Origin of the sequence: Insulibacter thermoxylanivorax (genome assembly GCF_015472005.1) — a bacterium.
In the GTDB taxonomy this organism is placed as follows: Bacteria; Bacillota; Bacilli; order Paenibacillales; family DA-C8; genus Insulibacter; species Insulibacter thermoxylanivorax.
Window position 1 is genome coordinate 62,280 of record NZ_BMAQ01000021.1, and the last position, 19,410, is coordinate 81,689.

16 protein-coding genes are annotated in these 19,410 nt (G+C 54.8%); 11 read left to right on the forward strand and 5 right to left on the reverse strand.

What is annotated here, in order from left to right:
* Positions 1–6: 6 nt before the first annotated feature.
* The 10 genes from PRECH8_RS09415 to PRECH8_RS09460 all read left to right on the forward strand — a co-directional run bounded on the left by PRECH8_RS09415 (position 7) and on the right by PRECH8_RS09460 (position 13,589).
* On the forward strand, positions 7–1,509 hold the full coding sequence (locus PRECH8_RS09415; RefSeq protein ID WP_200966850.1) for a hypothetical protein: 1,503 nt from the start codon (positions 7–9) through the stop codon (positions 1,507–1,509).
* A complete protein-coding gene (locus PRECH8_RS09420) occupies positions 1,506–2,120 on the forward strand; it encodes a YIP1 family protein (RefSeq protein WP_200966851.1) in 615 nt (204 codons plus the stop codon). Before PRECH8_RS09415 ends, PRECH8_RS09420 begins: the two co-directional genes overlap by 4 nt.
* A gap of 15 nt (positions 2,121–2,135) precedes the next feature.
* On the forward strand, positions 2,136–4,580 hold the full coding sequence (locus tag PRECH8_RS09425) for a DUF5696 domain-containing protein (RefSeq protein ID WP_200966852.1): 2,445 nt from the start codon (positions 2,136–2,138) through the stop codon (positions 4,578–4,580).
* A 2-nt stretch (positions 4,581–4,582) separates the two neighbouring features.
* The gene (locus tag PRECH8_RS09430) at positions 4,583–5,467 is read left to right on the forward strand and encodes a carbohydrate ABC transporter permease (protein ID WP_200966853.1); all 885 of its coding nucleotides are present in this window, start codon (positions 4,583–4,585) and stop codon (positions 5,465–5,467) included.
* Position 5,468: 1 nt separating this feature from the next.
* Positions 5,469–6,473 (forward strand): carbohydrate ABC transporter permease, encoded by a 1,005-nt coding sequence (locus PRECH8_RS09435; RefSeq protein ID WP_200966854.1) that lies wholly within the window; start codon positions 5,469–5,471, stop codon positions 6,471–6,473.
* Between the two features lie 61 nt (positions 6,474–6,534).
* On the forward strand, positions 6,535–9,132 hold the full coding sequence (locus PRECH8_RS09440; RefSeq protein ID WP_200966855.1) for an alpha-L-arabinofuranosidase family protein: 2,598 nt from the start codon (positions 6,535–6,537) through the stop codon (positions 9,130–9,132).
* 192 nt (positions 9,133–9,324) lie between these two features.
* Positions 9,325–10,170, forward strand: a complete 846-nt coding sequence (locus tag PRECH8_RS09445; protein ID WP_200966856.1) for an SPFH domain-containing protein — start codon at positions 9,325–9,327, stop codon at positions 10,168–10,170.
* A gap of 15 nt (positions 10,171–10,185) precedes the next feature.
* A complete protein-coding gene (locus PRECH8_RS09450) occupies positions 10,186–10,365 on the forward strand; it encodes a type II toxin-antitoxin system antitoxin (RefSeq protein WP_200966857.1) in 180 nt (59 codons plus the stop codon).
* A 145-nt stretch (positions 10,366–10,510) separates the two neighbouring features.
* Complete coding sequence (locus PRECH8_RS09455; protein WP_200966858.1) at positions 10,511–12,406, forward strand: PrkA family serine protein kinase; 1,896 nt, start codon at positions 10,511–10,513, stop codon at positions 12,404–12,406.
* A 439-nt stretch (positions 12,407–12,845) separates the two neighbouring features.
* Positions 12,846–13,589 (forward strand): TerC family protein, encoded by a 744-nt coding sequence (locus tag PRECH8_RS09460; RefSeq protein ID WP_200966859.1) that lies wholly within the window; start codon positions 12,846–12,848, stop codon positions 13,587–13,589.
* Positions 13,590–13,674: 85 nt separating this feature from the next.
* Here PRECH8_RS09460 and PRECH8_RS09465 read toward each other — a convergent pair whose 3' ends face one another.
* The gene (locus tag PRECH8_RS09465; protein ID WP_200966860.1) at positions 13,675–15,117 is read right to left on the reverse strand and encodes a SpoVR family protein; all 1,443 of its coding nucleotides are present in this window, start codon (positions 15,115–15,117) and stop codon (positions 13,675–13,677) included.
* A gap of 142 nt (positions 15,118–15,259) precedes the next feature.
* Positions 15,260–15,565 (reverse strand): hypothetical protein, encoded by a 306-nt coding sequence (locus PRECH8_RS09470; protein ID WP_200966861.1) that lies wholly within the window; start codon positions 15,563–15,565, stop codon positions 15,260–15,262.
* Positions 15,566–15,796: 231 nt separating this feature from the next.
* Between PRECH8_RS09470 and PRECH8_RS09475 the strand changes: the two genes are divergently transcribed.
* Positions 15,797–16,531, forward strand: a complete 735-nt coding sequence (locus PRECH8_RS09475) for an NAD-dependent deacylase (RefSeq protein WP_200966862.1) — start codon at positions 15,797–15,799, stop codon at positions 16,529–16,531.
* A gap of 217 nt (positions 16,532–16,748) precedes the next feature.
* Here the strand turns inward: PRECH8_RS09475 and PRECH8_RS09480 are convergent, their stop codons facing one another.
* From PRECH8_RS09480 to PRECH8_RS09490, 3 genes are all read right to left on the reverse strand, one after another.
* Positions 16,749–17,675 (reverse strand): protein-glutamine gamma-glutamyltransferase, encoded by a 927-nt coding sequence (locus PRECH8_RS09480; protein WP_242457516.1) that lies wholly within the window; start codon positions 17,673–17,675, stop codon positions 16,749–16,751.
* A gap of 22 nt (positions 17,676–17,697) precedes the next feature.
* The gene (gene yhbH, locus PRECH8_RS09485; RefSeq protein WP_200966863.1) at positions 17,698–18,861 is read right to left on the reverse strand and encodes a sporulation protein YhbH; all 1,164 of its coding nucleotides are present in this window, start codon (positions 18,859–18,861) and stop codon (positions 17,698–17,700) included.
* A 212-nt stretch (positions 18,862–19,073) separates the two neighbouring features.
* Positions 19,074–19,352, reverse strand: a complete 279-nt coding sequence (locus PRECH8_RS09490; RefSeq protein ID WP_200966864.1) for a hypothetical protein — start codon at positions 19,350–19,352, stop codon at positions 19,074–19,076.
* Positions 19,353–19,410: the final 58 nt, after the last annotated feature.

Below are 19,410 nucleotides of genomic sequence, written 5' to 3' on the forward strand. Positions count from 1 at the left end.
GGACGGGTGAAGGTATCGATGCGAATGGCAAAGCGCAGCGCTGTCCTGCTGCTCATACTGTCTCTCCTGCTCCCTGCAGCGGCTTACGCGGCGAATCCCTATGAAGGGTATATCTACAACAATCTCAATGACGATGTTCGTTCGATCAACGGCTATCTTTACCATGATTCCTGGGACGGACTCGATGGGGAGACGGGGCCTCTGAACGGTCCCGAGGACATCTTCATCGATGCATCGGACCGGCTCTATATCGCCGATACGGGCAATAACCGGATCCTGATGTTGGATGAGGATTTCCACCTCATCCGGGTCTACGGCGATGAGGAAGGGCCGGGCAAGTTAAGCGGCCCGAAGGGGGTATTCGTTACGGAGGACGGTATGGTATACGTGGCGGATACCAACAACAAGCGAATCGCCATCTTCCAACCGGACGGAAGCTTCCTGCGGGAACTTCCGGAACCAGAGAGTCCGTTGCTCGGCGCGAATTTCGTGTATTCACCGGCCAAGCTGATTGTCGATAAGCGGGGGTACCTGTTCGTCGTCAGCAACGGCACGACGAACGGGCTGCTGCAGATCTCGCAGAACGGAGAATTCGAAAGCTACTTCGGCGGCAACCGCGTATCCTTCAACTGGACGAGGCTCCTGCTCAGGTGGTTCGCCACGGAGGAACAACGTGCGCAGATCGTATCCGAACGGCCGCTGGAGATCTCGAACTTGTATCAAGATGAAGAGGGCTTCATCTACACGACAACGATGGGCGGAGAAGTGAATCAGATCAAGCGCCTGTCCCCGGTCGGCGTCGATACGCTGAATCAAGGCGCTGTTTACTACGGGGATTACTATTACTCCGGACCGTTCGATCTGCCGATCTTCGTCGATATCACCGTGGACAGTAAAGGCATCATCACGGCGATTGATCAGAACACGAACAAGGCGTTCCAGTATGACAAACTCGGGAACCTGCTCTTCATCTTCGGCGGAACGGGGGAACAGAACGGCCTGTTCAAGACCGTCAGCGCCATCGATCAGACGTCCGACGGCACGATCTATATCGCCGATTCCTCCCGCCACCGCGTAGACCGGTTCCGTACGACGCCCTTTGGCGCCCTCGTCCATCAGGCGTCCGAGCTGTATGTCGAGGGGCGCTATACCGAGGCAGAGCAGCTGTGGCATGAGGTGCTCAGGTACAACGCCAACTACGATATGGCCTACAATGCGATCGGCAAGGCGTTGTACAAAGCCGAACGCTACAAAGAAGCGATGGAATATTTCCGTCTGGCAAGGAATAAGGCGGAGTATTCTGCCGCCTTCAAGGAATATCGCAAAGAGATGATGCGGGAGCACTTCGAGATCTTGTTCGCTGCAGCGGCGGGACTATTCCTCGTGCTTCGCTTCCTACTGCCGCGGCTGATACGCAGGCTGCGCCGGGCGCTCGGCAACAGAAGCAGGCTTGGAGCGGGGCGATCTGTCCGGCAAGCTGCCCTGACGAAGGAAGGTGAGGCGGGATGAGTGCATGGCGCATGATGCGAAAGGTGCTTCGCCATCCCAATGATTTCTATTATGATCTGCAAGCTCCCGGCATGGCGCGATGGTCCCATGCGATCCTGCTCATCCTGCTGGCCTTCGCCGCACGGATGATCTCGATCTTGGTGACCGGGTATGCCTTTACGACACGGGAAGCGCATGAGATTTCGTTCGTCTATGAGTTTATCTGGATCAGCGTGCCGTGGATCACTTGGTCGGTGTCGAACTGGGCGGTCAGCACGATCTTGGACGGCGAAGGGAAGTTCAAGGAGATCGCCGTTGGCAGCGCATATGCCTTGGTGCCTTATATCGTCTTCATCGTACCCGTGACGATGCTGACGAATCTCTTATCCCTCGATGAGAGCTCTGCCTATGAACTTCTGTTAAGTGCGATCTTCGTGTGGGTCATCCTGCTTATGCTCATCAAAGTGAAAATCCTGCACGATTTTGAGATCGGCAAGGTGTTCTGGATCACGGTGCTGACGCTGATCGGCGTCTTCATCATCTGGTTCGTCGGCATCATCTTATACGGCTTGATCGATGAGTTCGTGCAATTTATCTTCAATCTCTTCCAAGAGATCAACTTCAGGATGTAGAGGGAGGGGTGCGTATTGAGAAGCAAGATTAAGGAATGGCTGGTCTATGGACTCATCGTCGTCCTGCTCCTCGGTTCAAGCAGCATCTATCTGAATGCGATGGAAGGTGAAGCGGATGCAGAGCACGCCTCTAGAGCGGCTGATGCGGCGGCCGAAGCCTCGGCTGAGATTGAGCAGCCTGCTGCATCCGAATCGGCAGAAGCAGCGGCAGACGAGGCATCTATGCAGAGCGAGGACGCGGCGAAGTCAGAGGCATCTGAGGAATCTTCAGGTGCGGATTCGGATGCGGGTGCGGAGACATCGCCCGCAGCAGCAACATCTGCTGCCCATTCCGAGGATGCGCTCCCGGAGCTGACGGAGCCGCTGATTGGCAAGAAGGCGGCGGAAAACGAGCGTTTCGAATTATACGTGGATGAAGCCACGCTGAATGTGCGCATCGTGGACAAACAGACGAAGCGGGAATGGCACGGCGCGCCGCCGATGGATGTGAATACCCCTCCCAACAATGTGAAGTTCGTCCAGGCTCCGGTCCATATCAAATATACGCAGGGGACGGAAACAAGTCAGACGTATTCGCTGCAGGACAGCGAGAATGAGATGACGATGGAGCTGATCGACGGCGGCGTTCGCGCACACTTCACCTTCGCGAACCATGGGATCTCCTTCGCTGTGGAATACGAGCTGACGGAGAAGGGGCTGGCGGCGACGATTCCCTTTGAATCGGTGCAGGAACAAGGGACTTCGCGGCTTGTAAGCATCGAGGTGCTGCCCTTCTTCCATGCAGCGCTGCCTTGGCAGGAAGGAGCGGTATTTGTTCCCGACGGTTCGGGAGCGCTGATGCACATCAAGCCGCAGCGGATGCAGAACTTCAACACGTACTCGGAATATATCTACGGCAGCGATCCGGTCTTCCTGCGCAGTTCGCATGAGATGCTGTATCCCGAGTGGCGGCTGGCGATGAATCCGAAGGAGAAGATCGCGCTGCCCGTATACGGCTTGTATGCAGATGGGACGGGTTTCCTCGGTATCGTGACCGAGGGGGATCATGATGCCAAGATCAACGCGATCCCGGCAGGGATCCGCAATATCCAGCTGTACCGCGTATCGGCGGAGTTTATCTACCGGAATGATGACATCATCTTCATCGGCAACTCCGGCGAGATCCCCCTGTATCAAGGACGGATGATCGGCGGAGACCGCCGCATCGAGTTTATCCTGCTGCAGGATGAGGATGCGCACTATGTCGGCATGGCCGAAGCTTATCGCCAACATCTGATCGAACATCAGGGCCTGGAGCGCTTGGTGGAACCGGAGATGCCGCTGCAGCTGCACATCTTCGCAGGGATCCTGCGCTATGACGTTCTGGGCAAGACCTTCATCCCGATGACGACCTTCGAACAGGTTAAGGCGATGATCGATGAATATCATTCCAGAGGGATCAAGCGCCTCGAGATTACCATCGACGGCTGGACGAAGAACGGGGTGTACGGTACGCAGCCGAAGCATTTCCCGGCAGCCTCCCAGCTGGGCGGTTACAAAGGGCTGGAGGAGTTAGCCGCCTATGCGCAGGAGAGGGGAGTGAAGCTGTACCTGAAGGCCAACTATGTGCGGCCCTTCGAGGATACGGGATCATATAAGGCGAAGCGCGATGCCGTCTACGGGATCAAAAAAGAGCCGCAGGCCAGCTACAACTATTATGTATCCTCGCGTTTTAATAATTTCTCGGAATTGTTCCACCTGCTGAAGCCTAAGCGGGTGTTCGACCATCATATTGCGAAGGAACTGAATCAGTATGTGAAGCTTGACATCAGCGGCGTCCATCTGCAGTACATGGGAGATACCCTGTATTCGGATCAGGATCCGCGAAACTGGACGACGCGGGAAGAGACGAAGCGCATCTGGCTGCAAGTGCTTGACCTGTTCCGCGAGGAGGTCGGCGGCGCGGCGGTGGATTACGGCCATGCTTACGTGCTGGGGCATGTTGACCGCATCGATAAGATTCCGATGGATCACAGTCACTTTACCTATCTTGACGAAGCGGTGCCCTTCTATCAGATTGTCCTGCACGGCTATATTCCTTACTCGGCCGCTCCGACCAACCTCGAAGATGATCCGCGGGTGATGTTCCTGCGCAAGCTGGAGTACGGAGCGATGCCCAGCTATGAGCTGACCTATGAACCGACGCAGCGGTTGCAGCGCACGATGGCCGATGGACTGTTCAGCTCCGAATGGAAGCTGTGGTTCGAATCGTCGATCGAGGAATATCGGAAGCTCATGGAGCTGTATGAAGCGACCTACGATCAGCCGATCACCGCCCATGAGCGCTTGAGCCGCTGGGTGTACCGCACCACTTATGCGAACGGCATCCAAGTGATGGTGAACTACGGTCACAGACCAGCGGAAGCGGACGGCCACCGCATCGATGCTTATGGGTACTTGATCTTGGAAGGAGGCCGATGACGGTGAAGAGGTTCTTCAGACTGAATATGCGGCGGCGCAACGCTGTGGAAGGCTATCTTTTCATCAGCTTATGGATCCTCGGATTCATGCTCTTCATGGCGGTGCCGCTCGGACGTTCCATCTATTATTCCCTGCATCATCTGCAGCCGTCAGGACAGGGATTGATCGCCGAATATGCCGGCGCGTACCATTACATCTCCGCTTTCACGCGGGATGTGAACTTCCTGCCTCTGCTGAGGGATACGGTCGTACAGATGCTGTATTCGGTGCCGCTGATCCTGATCTTCGCGATGTTCAGCGCTCTCTTGCTGAACCAGAAGTTCGTCGGCCGCACCGCCTTCCGCGGGATCTTCTTCCTGCCGGTCATCATCGCCTCCGGAGCGGTTCTGCGGGAACTCTTGGAGCAAGGAGCGGCGCAGATTCCGGTGTTCTCGCAGAGCGATCTGATCTTCGCGCTGAATGATTTCTTCCCGAGATCGATCCTCATCCCGCTGCTTGAGTTTGCAGACCAGCTGCTGCTTGTGATGTGGGATTCCGGCGTGCAGATCCTCATCTTCCTGGCGGGTCTGCAGACGATCTCCCCCGCCCTCTATGAAGCAGCGAAGTGCGACGGGGCGACGGGCTGGGAGAGCTTCTGGAAGATTACCTTCCCGATGATGATGCCGATGATCTTCGTGAACACCTTGTACTCCATCGTGAACTCCTTCACGAATCCGAATAACCATATGATGAACCATATCATCGTGAGGGTATTCGGAACCAACGCGGACTACGGCTATGGGTCGGCGATGGGCTGGATCTACTTCGTGCTGATCTTCATCATCATCGGTTTGATCTTCTTGTTGTTCCGCAAAGGATTGACCAATGCCGAGGAGAGGAGGGGTTAGGATGATCGCGCCGCTGGAGAGAACGATCACGCAGTTCACACACCGGATCGATATTTGGAAGCAGGACCCGAAGGCGAAGCACATCGCTGCTACGCTGCAGAAACGGGGAGCGATCATCGTTCGCAATACTTTGCTGTATCTTTTGCTCTTGAGCTTGTCGTTCATCTTCCTGTATCCGCTGCTGTTCATGGTTTCGCAGTCCTTCATGATGTTCTCGGATATCTCGGATGCGACGGTGCAGTGGATTCCGAAGCAGCTGGATTTCAGCAACTATGCCTTGGCCTTCGAGCACATGAAGTATTGGCAGGGTTTTCGCAACAGTATCTTCATCGCCTTGGGCAGCGCCTTGCTGCAGATGTTCAGCTGTGCGTTGGTCGGATATGGATTCGCCAGATACCGTTTTCCGGGCTACGGCATCTGGATGACGCTGCTCATCTTCACCTTCCTGGTGCCGCCGCAGACGATCGTGGTGCCGCTGTTCATCTTCTATAGCGATCTGGATATGATCAACACTTACCTACCCTTCTTCATCCCGGCTGCTATGGGGCATGGGTTAAGGGGAGCGCTGTTCGTCCTCATCTTCATCCAGTTCTTCCGCAGGTTGCCCGCGGTGTTGGAGGAGGCAGCGAGGATCGACGGTGCGGGGCCCTTCCGCACCTACTTCACGATCATGCTGCCGCTGGCGAAGCCGGCGCTGCTCGTTGTGTTCCTGTTCTCCGTCGTGTGGCATTGGAGCGATGTCTTCTATCCGAGCATCTTCCTGCAAAGTCCGGAACACTATAATCTGTCCCAGCTGCTCGCTAACTTCAACGGCGTGCGGACCGCTTCGATGGCTCAGATGCAGCAGGTGATGTCCGCTTCTGCGGTGATCGGCGGCACATCGAACTTGATGAATCAGATCATGGCAGGCGTCGTCATCACCATCCTGCCGATGCTGATCTTGTATCTGGCTGCCCAGCGGCACTTCGTAGAAAGCGTGGAGCGCACGGGAATCGCCGGCGAATGATGAAGATGCTTAGAGCGACTGATGCTGCATCGGGGTGGTAAGAATCTGGGAGGGAAACGGTATGACGAATCGCAGATTACGAATTGCCGCCGCTTCCGCGGCAGCAATCGTTATCTTGCTCGTCGCGCTGATCATGCTGGCGGTGCGGAATGCTGAGCAAAAGGGAACCCCAGCGGATGCTGCAGAACGGCCGAACGTTCAGGAGCAGCCGGCTGATGAACTGGAGCAAAGAGCGGAGCGGCCGCTGGACGGACCGGCGTATACGATCCGCATCCAGGCAGATGACCGATCCCGGCAGGTGAGTGAGACGCTGTATGGAATCTTCTATGAAGATATCAACTACGCCGGCGACGGCGGGTTGTATGCGGAGATGGTACAGAACCGCTCCTTCGAATTCGGGAACCCGCTCTACAGCTGGCGGCATGTGACGGAAGACGGCGCCGCCGGCAGGGTGACGACCGCCGGCGAAGCACCGCTGAGTGAGAACAATCCCCGCTACCTCGTCATCCAAGCAGAGCTCGGCGGACTAGGCGTATCGAACAGCGGCTACGGAGGCATGTATGTCGAGGCGGGGAAAGCTTATGATCTGACGCTCTACGGCAGGGTGGATCAGGGCGGTGAGCAGCTGCTCGCCGTCTCCTTGCGTGAGCGGGATGATACGGAGATCGGTGCGTGCGAGATCTCGATCGTAAGCGGCGAATGGCAGCAATACGGCTGTACGATCACAGCGGAGGCGACGAGCGAGCAAGCGAAGCTGACCGTCCTGGCAGTGAAGCCCGGCACCGTGTCGCTGGATATGATCTCCCTGTTCCCGCAGCATACATGGAAGGGACGTAAGAACGGGCTGCGCGAGGATCTGGCGCAGATGCTGGCGGATCTGAACCCGAAGTTCCTGCGCTTCCCGGGCGGGTGCATCGTTGAAGGGGGTTCCATCGGGAATCACTACCGCTGGAAAAATACGATCGGCGATGTGGCAGAACGGAAAGTCCAGCCTAACCAATGGGCGCCCAATTACTATCAATCCTTCGGCCTTGGGTTCCATGAATATTTCCTGCTGGCAGAGGATCTCGGTGCAGAGCCGCTGCCGGTCATCTATGCGGGGATCACTTCCTGCCACGGCCAGCCGCCGATGGTGCCGCTCTCTGAGATGCAGGAGTACATCGATCATGCCCTGGATCTGATCGAATATGCGAACGGCGATCCAGAGACGAGCGAATGGGCGGCGAAGCGGGCGGAGAACGGGCATCCAGAGCCCTTCAACCTGAAGTATCTCGCCATCGGCAACGAGCTTTGGGGGACGAACTACTACACCCGCTATAAGATGATCTATGATGCGATCAAGGCGGAGTATCCGGATATCCAGCTGATCTTCAGCGCCGGCGCCTTCCCGAATGATATGGCCTACCATGAAGCTTATGCATGGCTTGCCGGGAACGGGAATCCCGCGGATCTCGTCGATGAGCATATGTATCAAGCGCCGGAATGGTTCCTCAGCCAAGCTGATCGTTATGACAAATTTGATCGCCATGGGCCGAAGGTCTTCGTCGGAGAATATGCGGCGCACGGCGTGGGACGGCGCAACAACATGGAAGCCGCGCTGGCGGAAGCGGCCTTCATGACCGGCCTGGAGCGCAACTCCGACATCGTGGCGATGGCTGCCTATGCCCCGCTGTTCGGCCGTCACGGCTATACCCAGTGGCAGCCGAATCTGATCTGGTTTGATCAATCCCGGGTGTACGGCACGCCGAGCTATTATGTCCAGCATATGTTCAGCAATCATGTCGGCCATTATATCCTGCCCACGGAGATCACAGCGGAACAACCGGTGCCGTCGCCTTCTGCGGTGCGCGGTTCGATCCTGCTCGGCAGCTGGATGACGCAGGTGGAATACGATGACGTGATGGTAACGGATGCGGAAGGAGAAGTGCTGTTCAGCGCGGATTTCTCCGAGGACAACAGCTTAGAGGTTTGGTCGCCGGCGAGCGGCAACTGGCGGGCAGAGAACGGTGTGCTGAAGCAATCCTCGCTGGATGCGGACGTGCGTCTCTACTTGCAGCAAGGTCAGGACTGGAGCGATTACACCCTGTCGCTTCGCGCCAGGAAGACCGGCGGTCATGAGGGGATGCTGATCGGTTTTGCCGTACAGGACCCGGATCACTTCTATTGGTGGAATATCGGCGGCTGGAACAACACGGTCACGGCGGTGGAGAAAGCGACGGGCGGCGTGAAGACCATCGTCAGCCATTCGGTCTCGCAGGGCGTCATCACCGGTCAGTGGTATGATATTCGCGTGGAGATCAGGGGCGGTATGGTGAGATGCTACTTAAACGATGCATTGATCCATGAATGGGAAGAAAGCACGGGCGGCCCCTTGTTCAGTGTCAGCACTTATGATGAGGATGCTTCGGAACTCATCCTGAAAGTCGTCAACGTATCAGCTGAGGATCTGCCCAGCGCGGTGGAGATCGAAGGGAAGGGGAAGATCGCTGCGGCGGGGCGGGCCATCGTCCTGCAAGCCGATCCGGCGGCGGAGAACACTTTAGAACAGCCGGAGAATGTGGTGCCGCAGGAAATCGCCGTCAGCGGTCTGGGAAGCCGGTTTGAGTATGTGTTCCCGGCCCATTCCGTGACTGTCCTGCGGATCCAAAACAGCTATTAAACGTGTAAATGCGAAGCATCGGTTAATGAGCCGGTACGATCGTGTCTAATCGAGGGAACTCCACGTTGGAGTACCCTCGATTTTTTTGTCAAATGATACGGAAGTACAAAAAATGTATTGCCATATTTATTCAAAAGTGATATCATAATGATATAGAAATGATATTCAAATGATGTGATTGGAGGGCTTCATATGACAGAACGCAAACCTGTATTCCTGCTAAACGGATTCCTTGGCATTGTGTTGGTGCTCGCTTTTGCGGGTGTGGGCATTTATTATATGGTCCAAGAAACATTCGTGATCGCTATTCCTCTGCTGGCGATCGCCGTTCTGCTAAGCACCGGTATCACGATGGTCCATCCGAATCAGGCCGTCGTCATGACGTTCTTCGGCCGGTATGTCGGCAGTATTCGGCGTAACGGACTGTGGCTGACCATTCCGTTGACGGAACGGAAGAAGATCTCTCTCCGCGTGCGGAATTTCAACAGCAGCACGCTGAAGGTCAACGACCTGGACGGCAATCCGATCGAGATCGCTGCCGTTGTCGTCTTCCGCGTGACGGATTCGGCGAAGGCGCTGTTCGATGTCGACGATTACCAAACCTATGTTGAGATCCAGAGCGAGACCGCCCTGCGCAATATCGCCAGCCAGTACCCGTATGACGGCTTCGACCGCGAGATCTACTCGCTGCGCGGCCATACAGAGGAGATCGCTGCACGTCTGACGGAGAACGTGCAGGAGCGGCTTAAAGTCGCCGGTGTGGAAGTGCTGGAGGCACGTCTAACGCACCTGGCTTATTCCACGGAGATCGCCGCTGCGATGCTGCAGCGTCAACAGGCCGCTGCGATCGTAGCCGCCCGTCAGACGATCGTGGAAGGTGCGGTGGGCATGGTGGAAGAGGCGATTGCTCAGCTTGAGCGAAAAGGCGTGCTGCCGCTTGATGAGGAACGCAAGGCGAACATGATCAACAACTTGCTTGTCGCCATCGTATCCGATCGGGGAGCGCAGCCGGTCATTAATACAGGAAGCTTGTATTGATGAAGGATTAAGAAGATGTCCAGGAAGAAACAATATCCACTCCGCTTAGATCCGATCGTATACGAGGCGCTGGAGCGCTGGGCAGCGGATGAGTTCCGAAGTGTCAATGCGCACATCGAGTTCTTGCTGCGGGATGCTTTGCGAAGAGCAGGCCGGTTGAAGCCGGATGATGCCCGCCGTCGTGAGCAGTCATAGCCCTTGGCTGGGAGCCCGGAAAGGTGTATTTCGGGCTCCATTTTTGTGTGAATTCGGAAACATCTCCTCCTCCTCTGCATAGGTATTAGTACGTTATGAATACTTCACATTACTGCGAACCCAAGTGCTTGGGAAGGAGGCAGCTATGGATATCTTCGAACGTATCTCTCAGCATCGAGCAGAAGAAGAGAAGCTTCAGTGGACGGGGACGTTTCGTGATTATGTCGAGATCGTTCGCAATAACCCGCGGGTGGCACGGACAGCGCATGCGCGCGTCTACGATATGATAGCTTGGCATGGAATCCGCGAGGAGGACGGCCGCAAGAAGTACCTGTTCTTCGAAGAAGGGATCTTCGGATTAGACAGAACCATTGAGAAGCTGGTGGAGGAATATTTTCATTCCGCTGCTAGAAGGCTGGATGTGCGCAAGCGCATCTTGCTGCTCATGGGTCCGGTGAGCGGCGGGAAGTCCACGATCGTCACGATGCTCAAGCGGGGGCTGGAGCGTTACTCCAGAACCGACGAGGGGGCACTGTATGCGATCAAAGGATGTCCGATGCATGAAGAGCCGCTGCATCTGGTGCCGGCGGAGCTGAGGCCCGAGATCGAGCAAGAGCTGGGAGTGAAGATCGAAGGAAATCTGTGTCCTGCTTGTCAGATGATGTTGGAGACGGAATACGGCGGTGAGATCGAGAACGTTGCCGTGGAACGCATCCTCCTGTCGGAGGATAAGCGCATCGGCATCGGAACCTTCAGCCCCTCCGATCCGAAGTCGCAGGATATCGCTGATCTCACGGGCAGCATCGACTTCTCCACGATCACGGAATACGGCAGCGAATCTGACCCGCGGGCGTACCGCTTCGACGGCGAACTGAACAAGGCGAACCGGGGGGTTATGGAATTCCAGGAGATGCTCAAATGCGATGAGAAGTTTCTATGGAACCTGCTGTCATTAACCCAGGAGGGGAATTTTAAGGCGGGAAGGTTCGCGCTGATCTCGGCTGATGAGCTGATCATCGCCCACACGAACGAAGCGGAGTATCGAGCTTTTATCAGCAACAAGAAGAATGAAGCCCTGCAGTCGCGGATGATCGTCATGCCTATCCCCTACAATCTGCGCGTATCCGAAGAGGAGAAGATCTATGCGAAGTTGATCCAGCAGAGCGATATGCAGCATATTCACATCGCACCGCATACGCTGCGGACGGCGAGCATCTTCTCGATCTTAACACGGCTGAAGGAATCCAAGAAACAAGGCATGGACCTGATCAAGAAGATGCGGATGTATGACGGGGAAGCCGTGGAGGGGTTCAAGGACGCCGATCTTAAAGAGATGCAGCAGGAATATCCCGATGAGGGGATGAGCGGGATCGATCCGCGCTATGTCGTGAACCGCATCTCCAGCGCATTGATCCGGCACGATGCCCCCTGCATCAACGCCCTCGATGTCCTGCGCTCGCTGAAGGATGGATTGGATCAGCACCCGGCCATCACCAAGGAAGACCGGGATCGCTATCTGAACTTCATCGCCATCGCGCGCAAGGAATACGATGAGATCGCGAAGAAGGAAGTGCAGAAGGCCTTTGTCTATTCCTTCGAGGAGTCGGCGAAGACGCTGTTTGAGAATTATGTCGATAACATCGAAGCTTACTGCAACTGGACGAAGATCAAGGACCCGCTGACCGGCGAGGAATTGGATCCTGATGAACGGCTGATGCGATCGATTGAGGAGCAGATCGGCATCTCGGAGAATGCGAAGAAGGCCTTCCGCGAAGAAATCTTGATCCGCATCTCGACTTATTCGCGCAAGGGCAAGAAATTCGATTACAGCAGTCATGAACGGCTGCGGGAAGCGATCGAGAAGAAACTGTTCGCTGACCTGAAAGATATCGTGAAGCTGACAACGACGACGAAGACGCCGAACGAACAGCAGCTGCGGCGGATCAATGAGGTGTCGCAGCAGTTGATCGACGAGCATGGCTATTGTCCCGTATGCGCCAACGAACTGCTGCGATATGTGGGAAGTTTGCTGAACCGTTAAGCCGCCGAGATGCTGACTGTTTAAGCGTTCCGCCAAATATGAACAAAGATGCCTCTAGTCCCCCGCATATAGTAGAAGTGAACAATTAACTATTGACATGCATCACAGTTGATTGTATGATATGTAATGACAATTGAAATGACTTCCAATAAAGGGGAGTAGCTTCCTCAACATAGTCGTCATTACGAACGCTTTAGTTCCGGCTATGTTGGCAACGTAAGTTGTAAGCGAGACCTTTACCCGCGCAGGTAAAGGTCTTTTTTTTGATTTCTTGATGACCTTTACCTTGCGCGTAAGGGTCATTTTTGCATCATGCAGCCCTACATAATCAAGTGCATGAAGAACTCAAGGAAAGGGGAATCTTACATTGACAAGGTGATAACTTTGGTTCCGTACAGAGAGAATAATGATTTAAGATAAAGGGAATGATGGAGGAACTATGGAACTATCGATGATCTTGCAATACGGCTGGACGTTACTCGTCTTAATCGCACTGGAAGGATTATTATCGGCTGACAATGCGCTGGTACTGGCTGTTCTTGCCAAACATCTGCCTGGGCGGCAACAGAAAAAAGCGATCAATCTAGGTCTCATCCTGGCCATGGTCTTTCGCATCGGAGCGATCTTCATCATCTCGTTCCTGTTCCATGTATGGCAGATTCAAGCGATTGGTGCAGCCTATCTGTTGTATATTGCCATTAAGCATCTGCTGAAGAGGGATACCAAAGAAAAAGAAGTCAAGAAAACGAGCTTCCGCATGACCGTCGCGCAGATCGCGCTTGCCGATATCGCCTTTGCCATCGACTCGATCCTGGCAGCCGTCGCTCTGGTCATCGCCCTGCCGGATACACCGATGATGTCGATCGGCGGCATGGACGGAGCGCAGTTCATCGTCATCGTGTTGGGAGCGATCGCGGGGCTGATCGTCATCAAGTTCGCGGCCAGCTTCTTCGTCAAGCTGCTTACACAGCGGCCTGGCCTGGAGACGGCAGCGATGGTGCTGGTCGGTTGGGTCGGGGTGAAGCTGCTCATGCACACCCTTGCTCATCCAGAGGTGCATATCATCGCCCAAGAATTCGTAGAAGGTCCGATCTGGAACACGATCTTCTGGGCTGTTGTAATCGTGATCGCTGCCGCCGGCTGGTTCCTCTCCAAGGAGAAACCGAGGGGCCAAGCAGCCTGACAAAACAGTTTCATCCAACCGGCATTACACTAACAAGACAAGGGGCTGAGCGCGCCGGGAAGCGCCTCAGCCCCTTCATATATGATCAGGTTAGAAACTTGCGGTGGGATTTGGTGCCGTCATAGGAGAAGCAGACCTTCTTCGTCTCCACTTCCGTCTCCAGATGGACCGGCCTTCCCCATAAGCGATAGACATAGGGCAGGGTTTTCTCCACATACCGGATGTCCAACTCGATCCCTTCGTAGCGGTGCACGAGATACAGCTCGCCGCGTTTGCCGTAATCCCCGTTCTCGACGACGATGACCGGGAATCCGCCGTTCACGCGGGAGTAGACGAGCTGATCGCGTACCTTCTCCCAGGATTTGTCCGTGATCGTCCAATCCGGTCCCTTCTTCTCGAAGATGTACAGATCCATCTCCTTCACGAGTTCTTTCGTCAAATAATTGCGAAGAAATGAAATGTCCGAATCGGTCTCGCGGACTTCAAAGATCTTCTCCCGTCCTTGGCCCGGTTTACGTCCGTACCTGCGCTGTTCTTCCTTCGTAGGATGGTCCCAGCGCCTCTCGATATCCTCGAAGATCTTCAAGCCGAGATAGTACGGGTTCAGCGAATGCCGGGAGGGCTGCACGACGCTGGCATGCAGCTTCGCATACTCCACGGTCTCCTCGCTCGTCAGATCCATCTCCCGCATGATGCGCTGATGCCAGTAAGTGGCCCATCCTTCGTTCATGATCTTCGTCTCGATCTGCGGCCAGAAGTACAGCATCTCGTCGCGAAGCATCGTCATGATATCCCGCTGCCAATCGGTCAGCTCCGTTGAATATTCCTGGATGAACCACATGAGATCCTTCTCCGGTCGGGGCGGGAAAGGTTTGGGCGTCTCCTCCAAGCTCTCCTGCTTTTCGGCCGCCTGCTGTTCATCATCGGGGTCCAGCGCCCATAAGTCCTCATAACCGCTGGTTGGCTTAGTCTGTGCCTTCGCAGGCGGCGCGGGCTCGCCCTGAGGATACACCAGGCGGTACGGCTTGATGAGTCCCGGCTCGATATGTTCTTGGATCGCGAGCACCGCATCGAGAAACTTCTCCACGTTCTCCGCGCCGTATTGGATCTCATATTGGCGCATGCGCTCAGCAGTGGCGGACATGCTCTCGATCATCTCGCGGTTGGTCTTAGAGAAGCGGATATTGTTCTTAAAAAAATCCGAGTGAGCCATCACATGGGCGGCGATCATCTTGTTCTGAATCAAGGAATTGCCGTCCAAGAGGAAAGCATAGCAGGGGTTGGAGTTGATGACGAGTTCATAGATCTTGCTTAACCCGTAATCATATTGCAGTTTCATCATATGGAAAGCTTTGCCGAAACTCCAATGGCTGAACCTCGTCGGCATGCCGTAAGCGCCAAAGGTATAGATGATGTCCGCGGGGCAGATTTCATACCGCATCGGATAGAAATCCAGACCAAATCCCTGGGCGATCTCCGTGATCTCGTGGATCGCCCGTTCAAGTTCCTTGATCTCATCAGCGTTCATCGCGTGCACTCCTCCTCATCGCCTAAGCGGTATGGTCTTCGTTGTCACTAATATATTCGCAGGCTGAGGGGTTATGTGCTTTAGGAAAAACCGCGGATGAGAACAACTGCGGCATAAGCGGCATGAGTCAGGTGAAGTTGGCTTAATCGATACCCTTGAAGGTGTATCCCCGTATCTTATCCAGACTGGACCTGGAATTGCCCCGGCTGTCCGGCAAGTTCTTCAGTTCCTCGGATCGGGCTTTGTTGTAGAGATGTCTGAGATAGAAGTTGTTATCTTCCACCAGTTGAACGAGATAGGCTAAGACAAAGTAGATCACGGCAGAGAAGAACGTTAATACCATCGACATTAGACCTATAAACCAACCGTTATAACTGCCGATGAAGAGTCCCGAAAAAAAACCGATGATCAGGATGATCACGCCGATGGTGTTTAGAAGTTTGTTCATATGGGGCTCCCTCCTCCTCTTCTCAGAACTTCTTACACACACAATAATACATTCGTCATATTTTGACAATCCTGTATGATTTTCCTCGCGGAGCGTGGATGTTGCCGGCTCAGGTTAAGGAATAAGGCCAAGTGATTCCTTTTGCAGAAATACCGTATGGTGCAGGAAGCAAAAACATGGCAAAATAACAACATAGCAAAATATCGAGAATCGATTCGAGGGGGGAGCATGGTGCTTGCTGAGTGGATAAGAGAAGCGGAGAATATCGTGATCTTCTCCGGCGCAGGCATGTCCACGGAGAGCGGTCTCCGGGATTTCCGTTCCTTCGACCGCGGGATGTGGAATGACCGCGATCCGATGGAATTGGCTTCGACGACGGCGATGGAGAAGAACCGGGATGAATTCATCCGCTTCTATCAATGGCGGATCCAAGAGATGCTGAAACTTCAGCCAAACCAAGGTCATCGCATCTTGGCGAAGTGGGAAGCCGCGGGGATCGTGAAGGGCATCATCACGCAGAATGTTGAAAACTACCATGAACAGGCCGGAACGAAGAACATCGCCAAGCTGCACGGGGATCTCGGCACCCTTCGCTGTATGGCATGCGGCAGGCGTTATGCCTGTGAGGATTATCTGCCGCCTCTGTCGCGCACAGCTTGCGCCTGCGGCGGTTTCATCAGACCGAATATCGTCCTGTTCGGAGAGATGCTGCCCCAGGAGGCCTTGGAGCTGGCGGAACAGCTGCTGCAGAAGGCGGATCTGTTCCTCGTGCTGGGTTCATCGCTGACCGTAAGTCCTGCGAATCAGTTCCCCGTCCTTGCGAAGCAGCAAGGGGCACACCTCGTCATCGTGAATCGTGAACCGACTCCGCTTGATCCGATGGCCGATCTTACGCTGCATCGCTCCATCGGTGAAGTATTGGGCGAAGCCGACGGGAGTCTGGCAAATAGCAAATCCCGCCTGTGATTCACCTGTGATTCATCCGGATGGTTGATCTGCTCAGGTAAGGTCTCTGTTACTGGGGATGCGGAAAAAGACGTGTGCGCCGCGGCTTCGAATGCGAGCATGACGGAGCCAAAATCAACATAGACGAACGTTCGGAAAATTATGTACAATGACATTGACAAACTTGGTGACAAGAGCTGTTGGTATTAGCAGCAGAAGCCGAACGGACGCACACAGATCAGCAGATGTACCGCCGGCGGCCTACCCTGGCACGAATTCGCGGTGAGCTGTGTACCGCGCTGGTAACAGGCAGGGATAACCAAGGATTGGCGGTGAAGTTCGGCGGGATGACCGCGCTGTAGGGCTGCAGCGGTGCAGCAAGCCAGGGCACCCGGTCCGGCGGGCCAAATCTGGTCTGAAGCGGCGCAGAGGGCGCGAATCTAGACAGGTACAGGAAGTCTGGATATACGATCAGATCCATTAAGTAGGCTGAGATCATGCTGAAGGGGCGGCGCAGCCGATTGAGCCCGCGGATGATCTCTCTGCTCGATGCGATGCCGACTCCATGTCCATAGAAGAGATCATCGGCGAGCATCACCACGTTCACGCCCTGCCATTCCGGTGAAGCGGGATGATGGTCGGGGTTATCGAAGTACAGCACATCACCAGGGAAGGCACGCTCCACGCTTGTTCGCTCTTGGATCAATCCAAGATCACTGTCAAAATTCCAGCTGTAGAGGAGCAAGTTCTGGAAAAGCCGATTGAATTGGACGTCGCCGAGGGCTTCTAGAACGGCTTTGTAATAGACGATCGGGATCGCGGTCGCGCATTCTGTTGCATATAGGTGGCCGTTCCTGAATATATCGCGGATGGCGACCGAGGGGCTGATCCCGGGTTTTAATTGACAGCCGCCCAGCGGCGTCAGCTGCCAATACATGTCGTTGCAGCGGGCCTCCTCGAAGGTGGCAAACACCATCCCGCTGTCATTCAACGCTCTGGCCGCCTGTACAATCTCCGCCCGCAGGATCATCTCGAAGCGAAGATGATGCAGGGAAGCGTAGTCGAAGACGAAGGGGCTGTTTCGCTTCAACTCATAGATCTCTCGCGCCAGCGGCGGCCACGAACTCGTGTCAACGGGCGCCGCTGACCCGGCGATCAAGATCATATCGACCAACTCCTTTTGGCTATCATGATGGTCGCTGCTGGACCTCAGCGCTTTGATTGGAGAAGAAGGTTTTGAGGGCTGTGTAGATTTCCTTTTTTTCGCGTATGATATAGTGGCGGAAGCCCGGATCGTTGATGTGGCGGTATGCGGACATCAACGTGCTGCTGCGGTTGTATTGGTTCACTTCTCCGTAGCCGAACAGGTTGCTGCGTTTGATCAATTCATGGATAAAGCGAACGCAGCGCTCATTGTCCGAAGTTAGATTATCCCCGTCTGAGAAGTGAAAGGGATAGATATTATGGCGGTCAGGCGGGTAGCGGGAATCGATGATCTCGATGGCCTTGGCATAGGCGCTTGAACAGATCGTGCCGCCGCTTTCGCCCCTGGTAAAAAACTCCTCCTCACTCACTTCCTTGGCTTCGGTATGATGGGCGATGAATACGATGTCGACATGTTCGTACTTATGCCTTAAGAACCGCGTCATCCAGAAGAAAAAGCTGCGCGCCACATACTTCTCGAATTGGCCCATCGACCCCGACGTGTCCATCATCGCGATGATCACTGCATTGGAATGGGGTTTGCGGACCTCCGACCACGTCTTGTACCGCAGATCATCCGGCGTAATGGTGAGTGCCGCATGGCCTTCGCGGGCGCGGCGTTTGATTGCCTCCAATAAGGTGCGCTTCTTGTCGATATTCGTCTGGATGCCCTTTTTGCGGATGTCATTGAAGACGATTTCGGTGACCTCCATATCCTGCTGCGGTTTGGGTTTCAGATTGGGCAGCTCCAGATCTTCGAACAGCAGATTCTCGAGCTCCTCGAGATTCACTTCCGCTTCATAATAGTCCAACCCGGGTTGATCACCGGCGGAATCCCCCTTGCCGGGAGCTCTGGAAGCAGAACCATCCGAACCAAGTACATCTCCTACTTTGCTGTCGCCGTCTCCGTGGCCGACATGTTTGCGCTTGTTGTAGTTATAACGGAACTTGAATTCATCCAGGCTGCGGATGGGAACCTTCACGATCTTGCGTCCATCGGACAGGATGATATTCTCCTCCGATATGAGGTCGGGCAGGCTTCGTTTCAGCGCTTCGCGCACTTTCTGTTGGTGACGGGTTTGATCTTGATACCCTTTGCGGTGTAGAGACCAGTCGTCCTTGGATACGACAAACAAAGGTTCTGACATACCGACACCCCCATGGATAGATCGAATATTACCAATAAATATATTCACGATTCAGACGGATATGTGAGCAGATCTTCGGCAGGGATGAGCCTAAATGCTGGAGAGTCAGGACAAGGGTAACGGCCGCAGGATGGATGGGGAAGCCCCGAGTCACCAAGGATGGCGTCTGAGTGTCAATATCGAGTGATCTAATGCGGATTCGGGGACATGGACTAAGGCGCAGCACGCTGTGTGCGAATCACTCGCACGTATTGCCGCGGCAAATAGAGATAAACCTCTTCTTCGTATAACCGTGTCCGCAGCATCCGGGACTGCTTAGGCGCCGGATCCAGCAGATCGCTGAAGGAATGGTTGATGATGAGTCGTTTGCGGGGTTCTTGCAGTTGTCGGCTCGCTGCTGCTCCCCAAGCGAGCAGTACGGCGAACAGGATGAGGCAGCAGACGGCTTTGCGGAGAAGGGATTGGCTGGCTGCTGTCGGTTCCTTAATCAATTGATATTCACTTCCAATAAATATAGTCGTTGGCCGAATTGCTTACTCCATTCATAAT

Coding starts and splice junctions, on each gene's coding strand:
- PRECH8_RS09465 (WP_200966860.1), bottom strand. CDS start 15,117: ATGAACGCTGATGAGATCAAGGAACTTGAACGGGCGATCCACGAGATC.
- yhbH (WP_200966863.1), bottom strand. CDS start 18,861: ATGTCAGAACCTTTGTTTGTCGTATCCAAGGACGACTGGTCTCTACAC.
- PRECH8_RS09460 (WP_200966859.1), top strand. CDS start 12,846: ATGGAACTATCGATGATCTTGCAATACGGCTGGACGTTACTCGTCTTA.
- PRECH8_RS09470 (WP_200966861.1), bottom strand. CDS start 15,565: ATGAACAAACTTCTAAACACCATCGGCGTGATCATCCTGATCATCGGT.
- PRECH8_RS09480 (WP_242457516.1), bottom strand. CDS start 17,675: ATGATCTTGATCGCCGGGTCAGCGGCGCCCGTTGACACGAGTTCGTGG.
- PRECH8_RS09450 (WP_200966857.1), top strand. CDS start 10,186: ATGTCCAGGAAGAAACAATATCCACTCCGCTTAGATCCGATCGTATAC.
- PRECH8_RS09445 (WP_200966856.1), top strand. CDS start 9,325: ATGACAGAACGCAAACCTGTATTCCTGCTAAACGGATTCCTTGGCATT.
- PRECH8_RS09435 (WP_200966854.1), top strand. CDS start 5,469: ATGATCGCGCCGCTGGAGAGAACGATCACGCAGTTCACACACCGGATC.
- PRECH8_RS09420 (WP_200966851.1), top strand. CDS start 1,506: ATGAGTGCATGGCGCATGATGCGAAAGGTGCTTCGCCATCCCAATGAT.
- PRECH8_RS09440 (WP_200966855.1), top strand. CDS start 6,535: ATGACGAATCGCAGATTACGAATTGCCGCCGCTTCCGCGGCAGCAATC.
- PRECH8_RS09455 (WP_200966858.1), top strand. CDS start 10,511: ATGGATATCTTCGAACGTATCTCTCAGCATCGAGCAGAAGAAGAGAAG.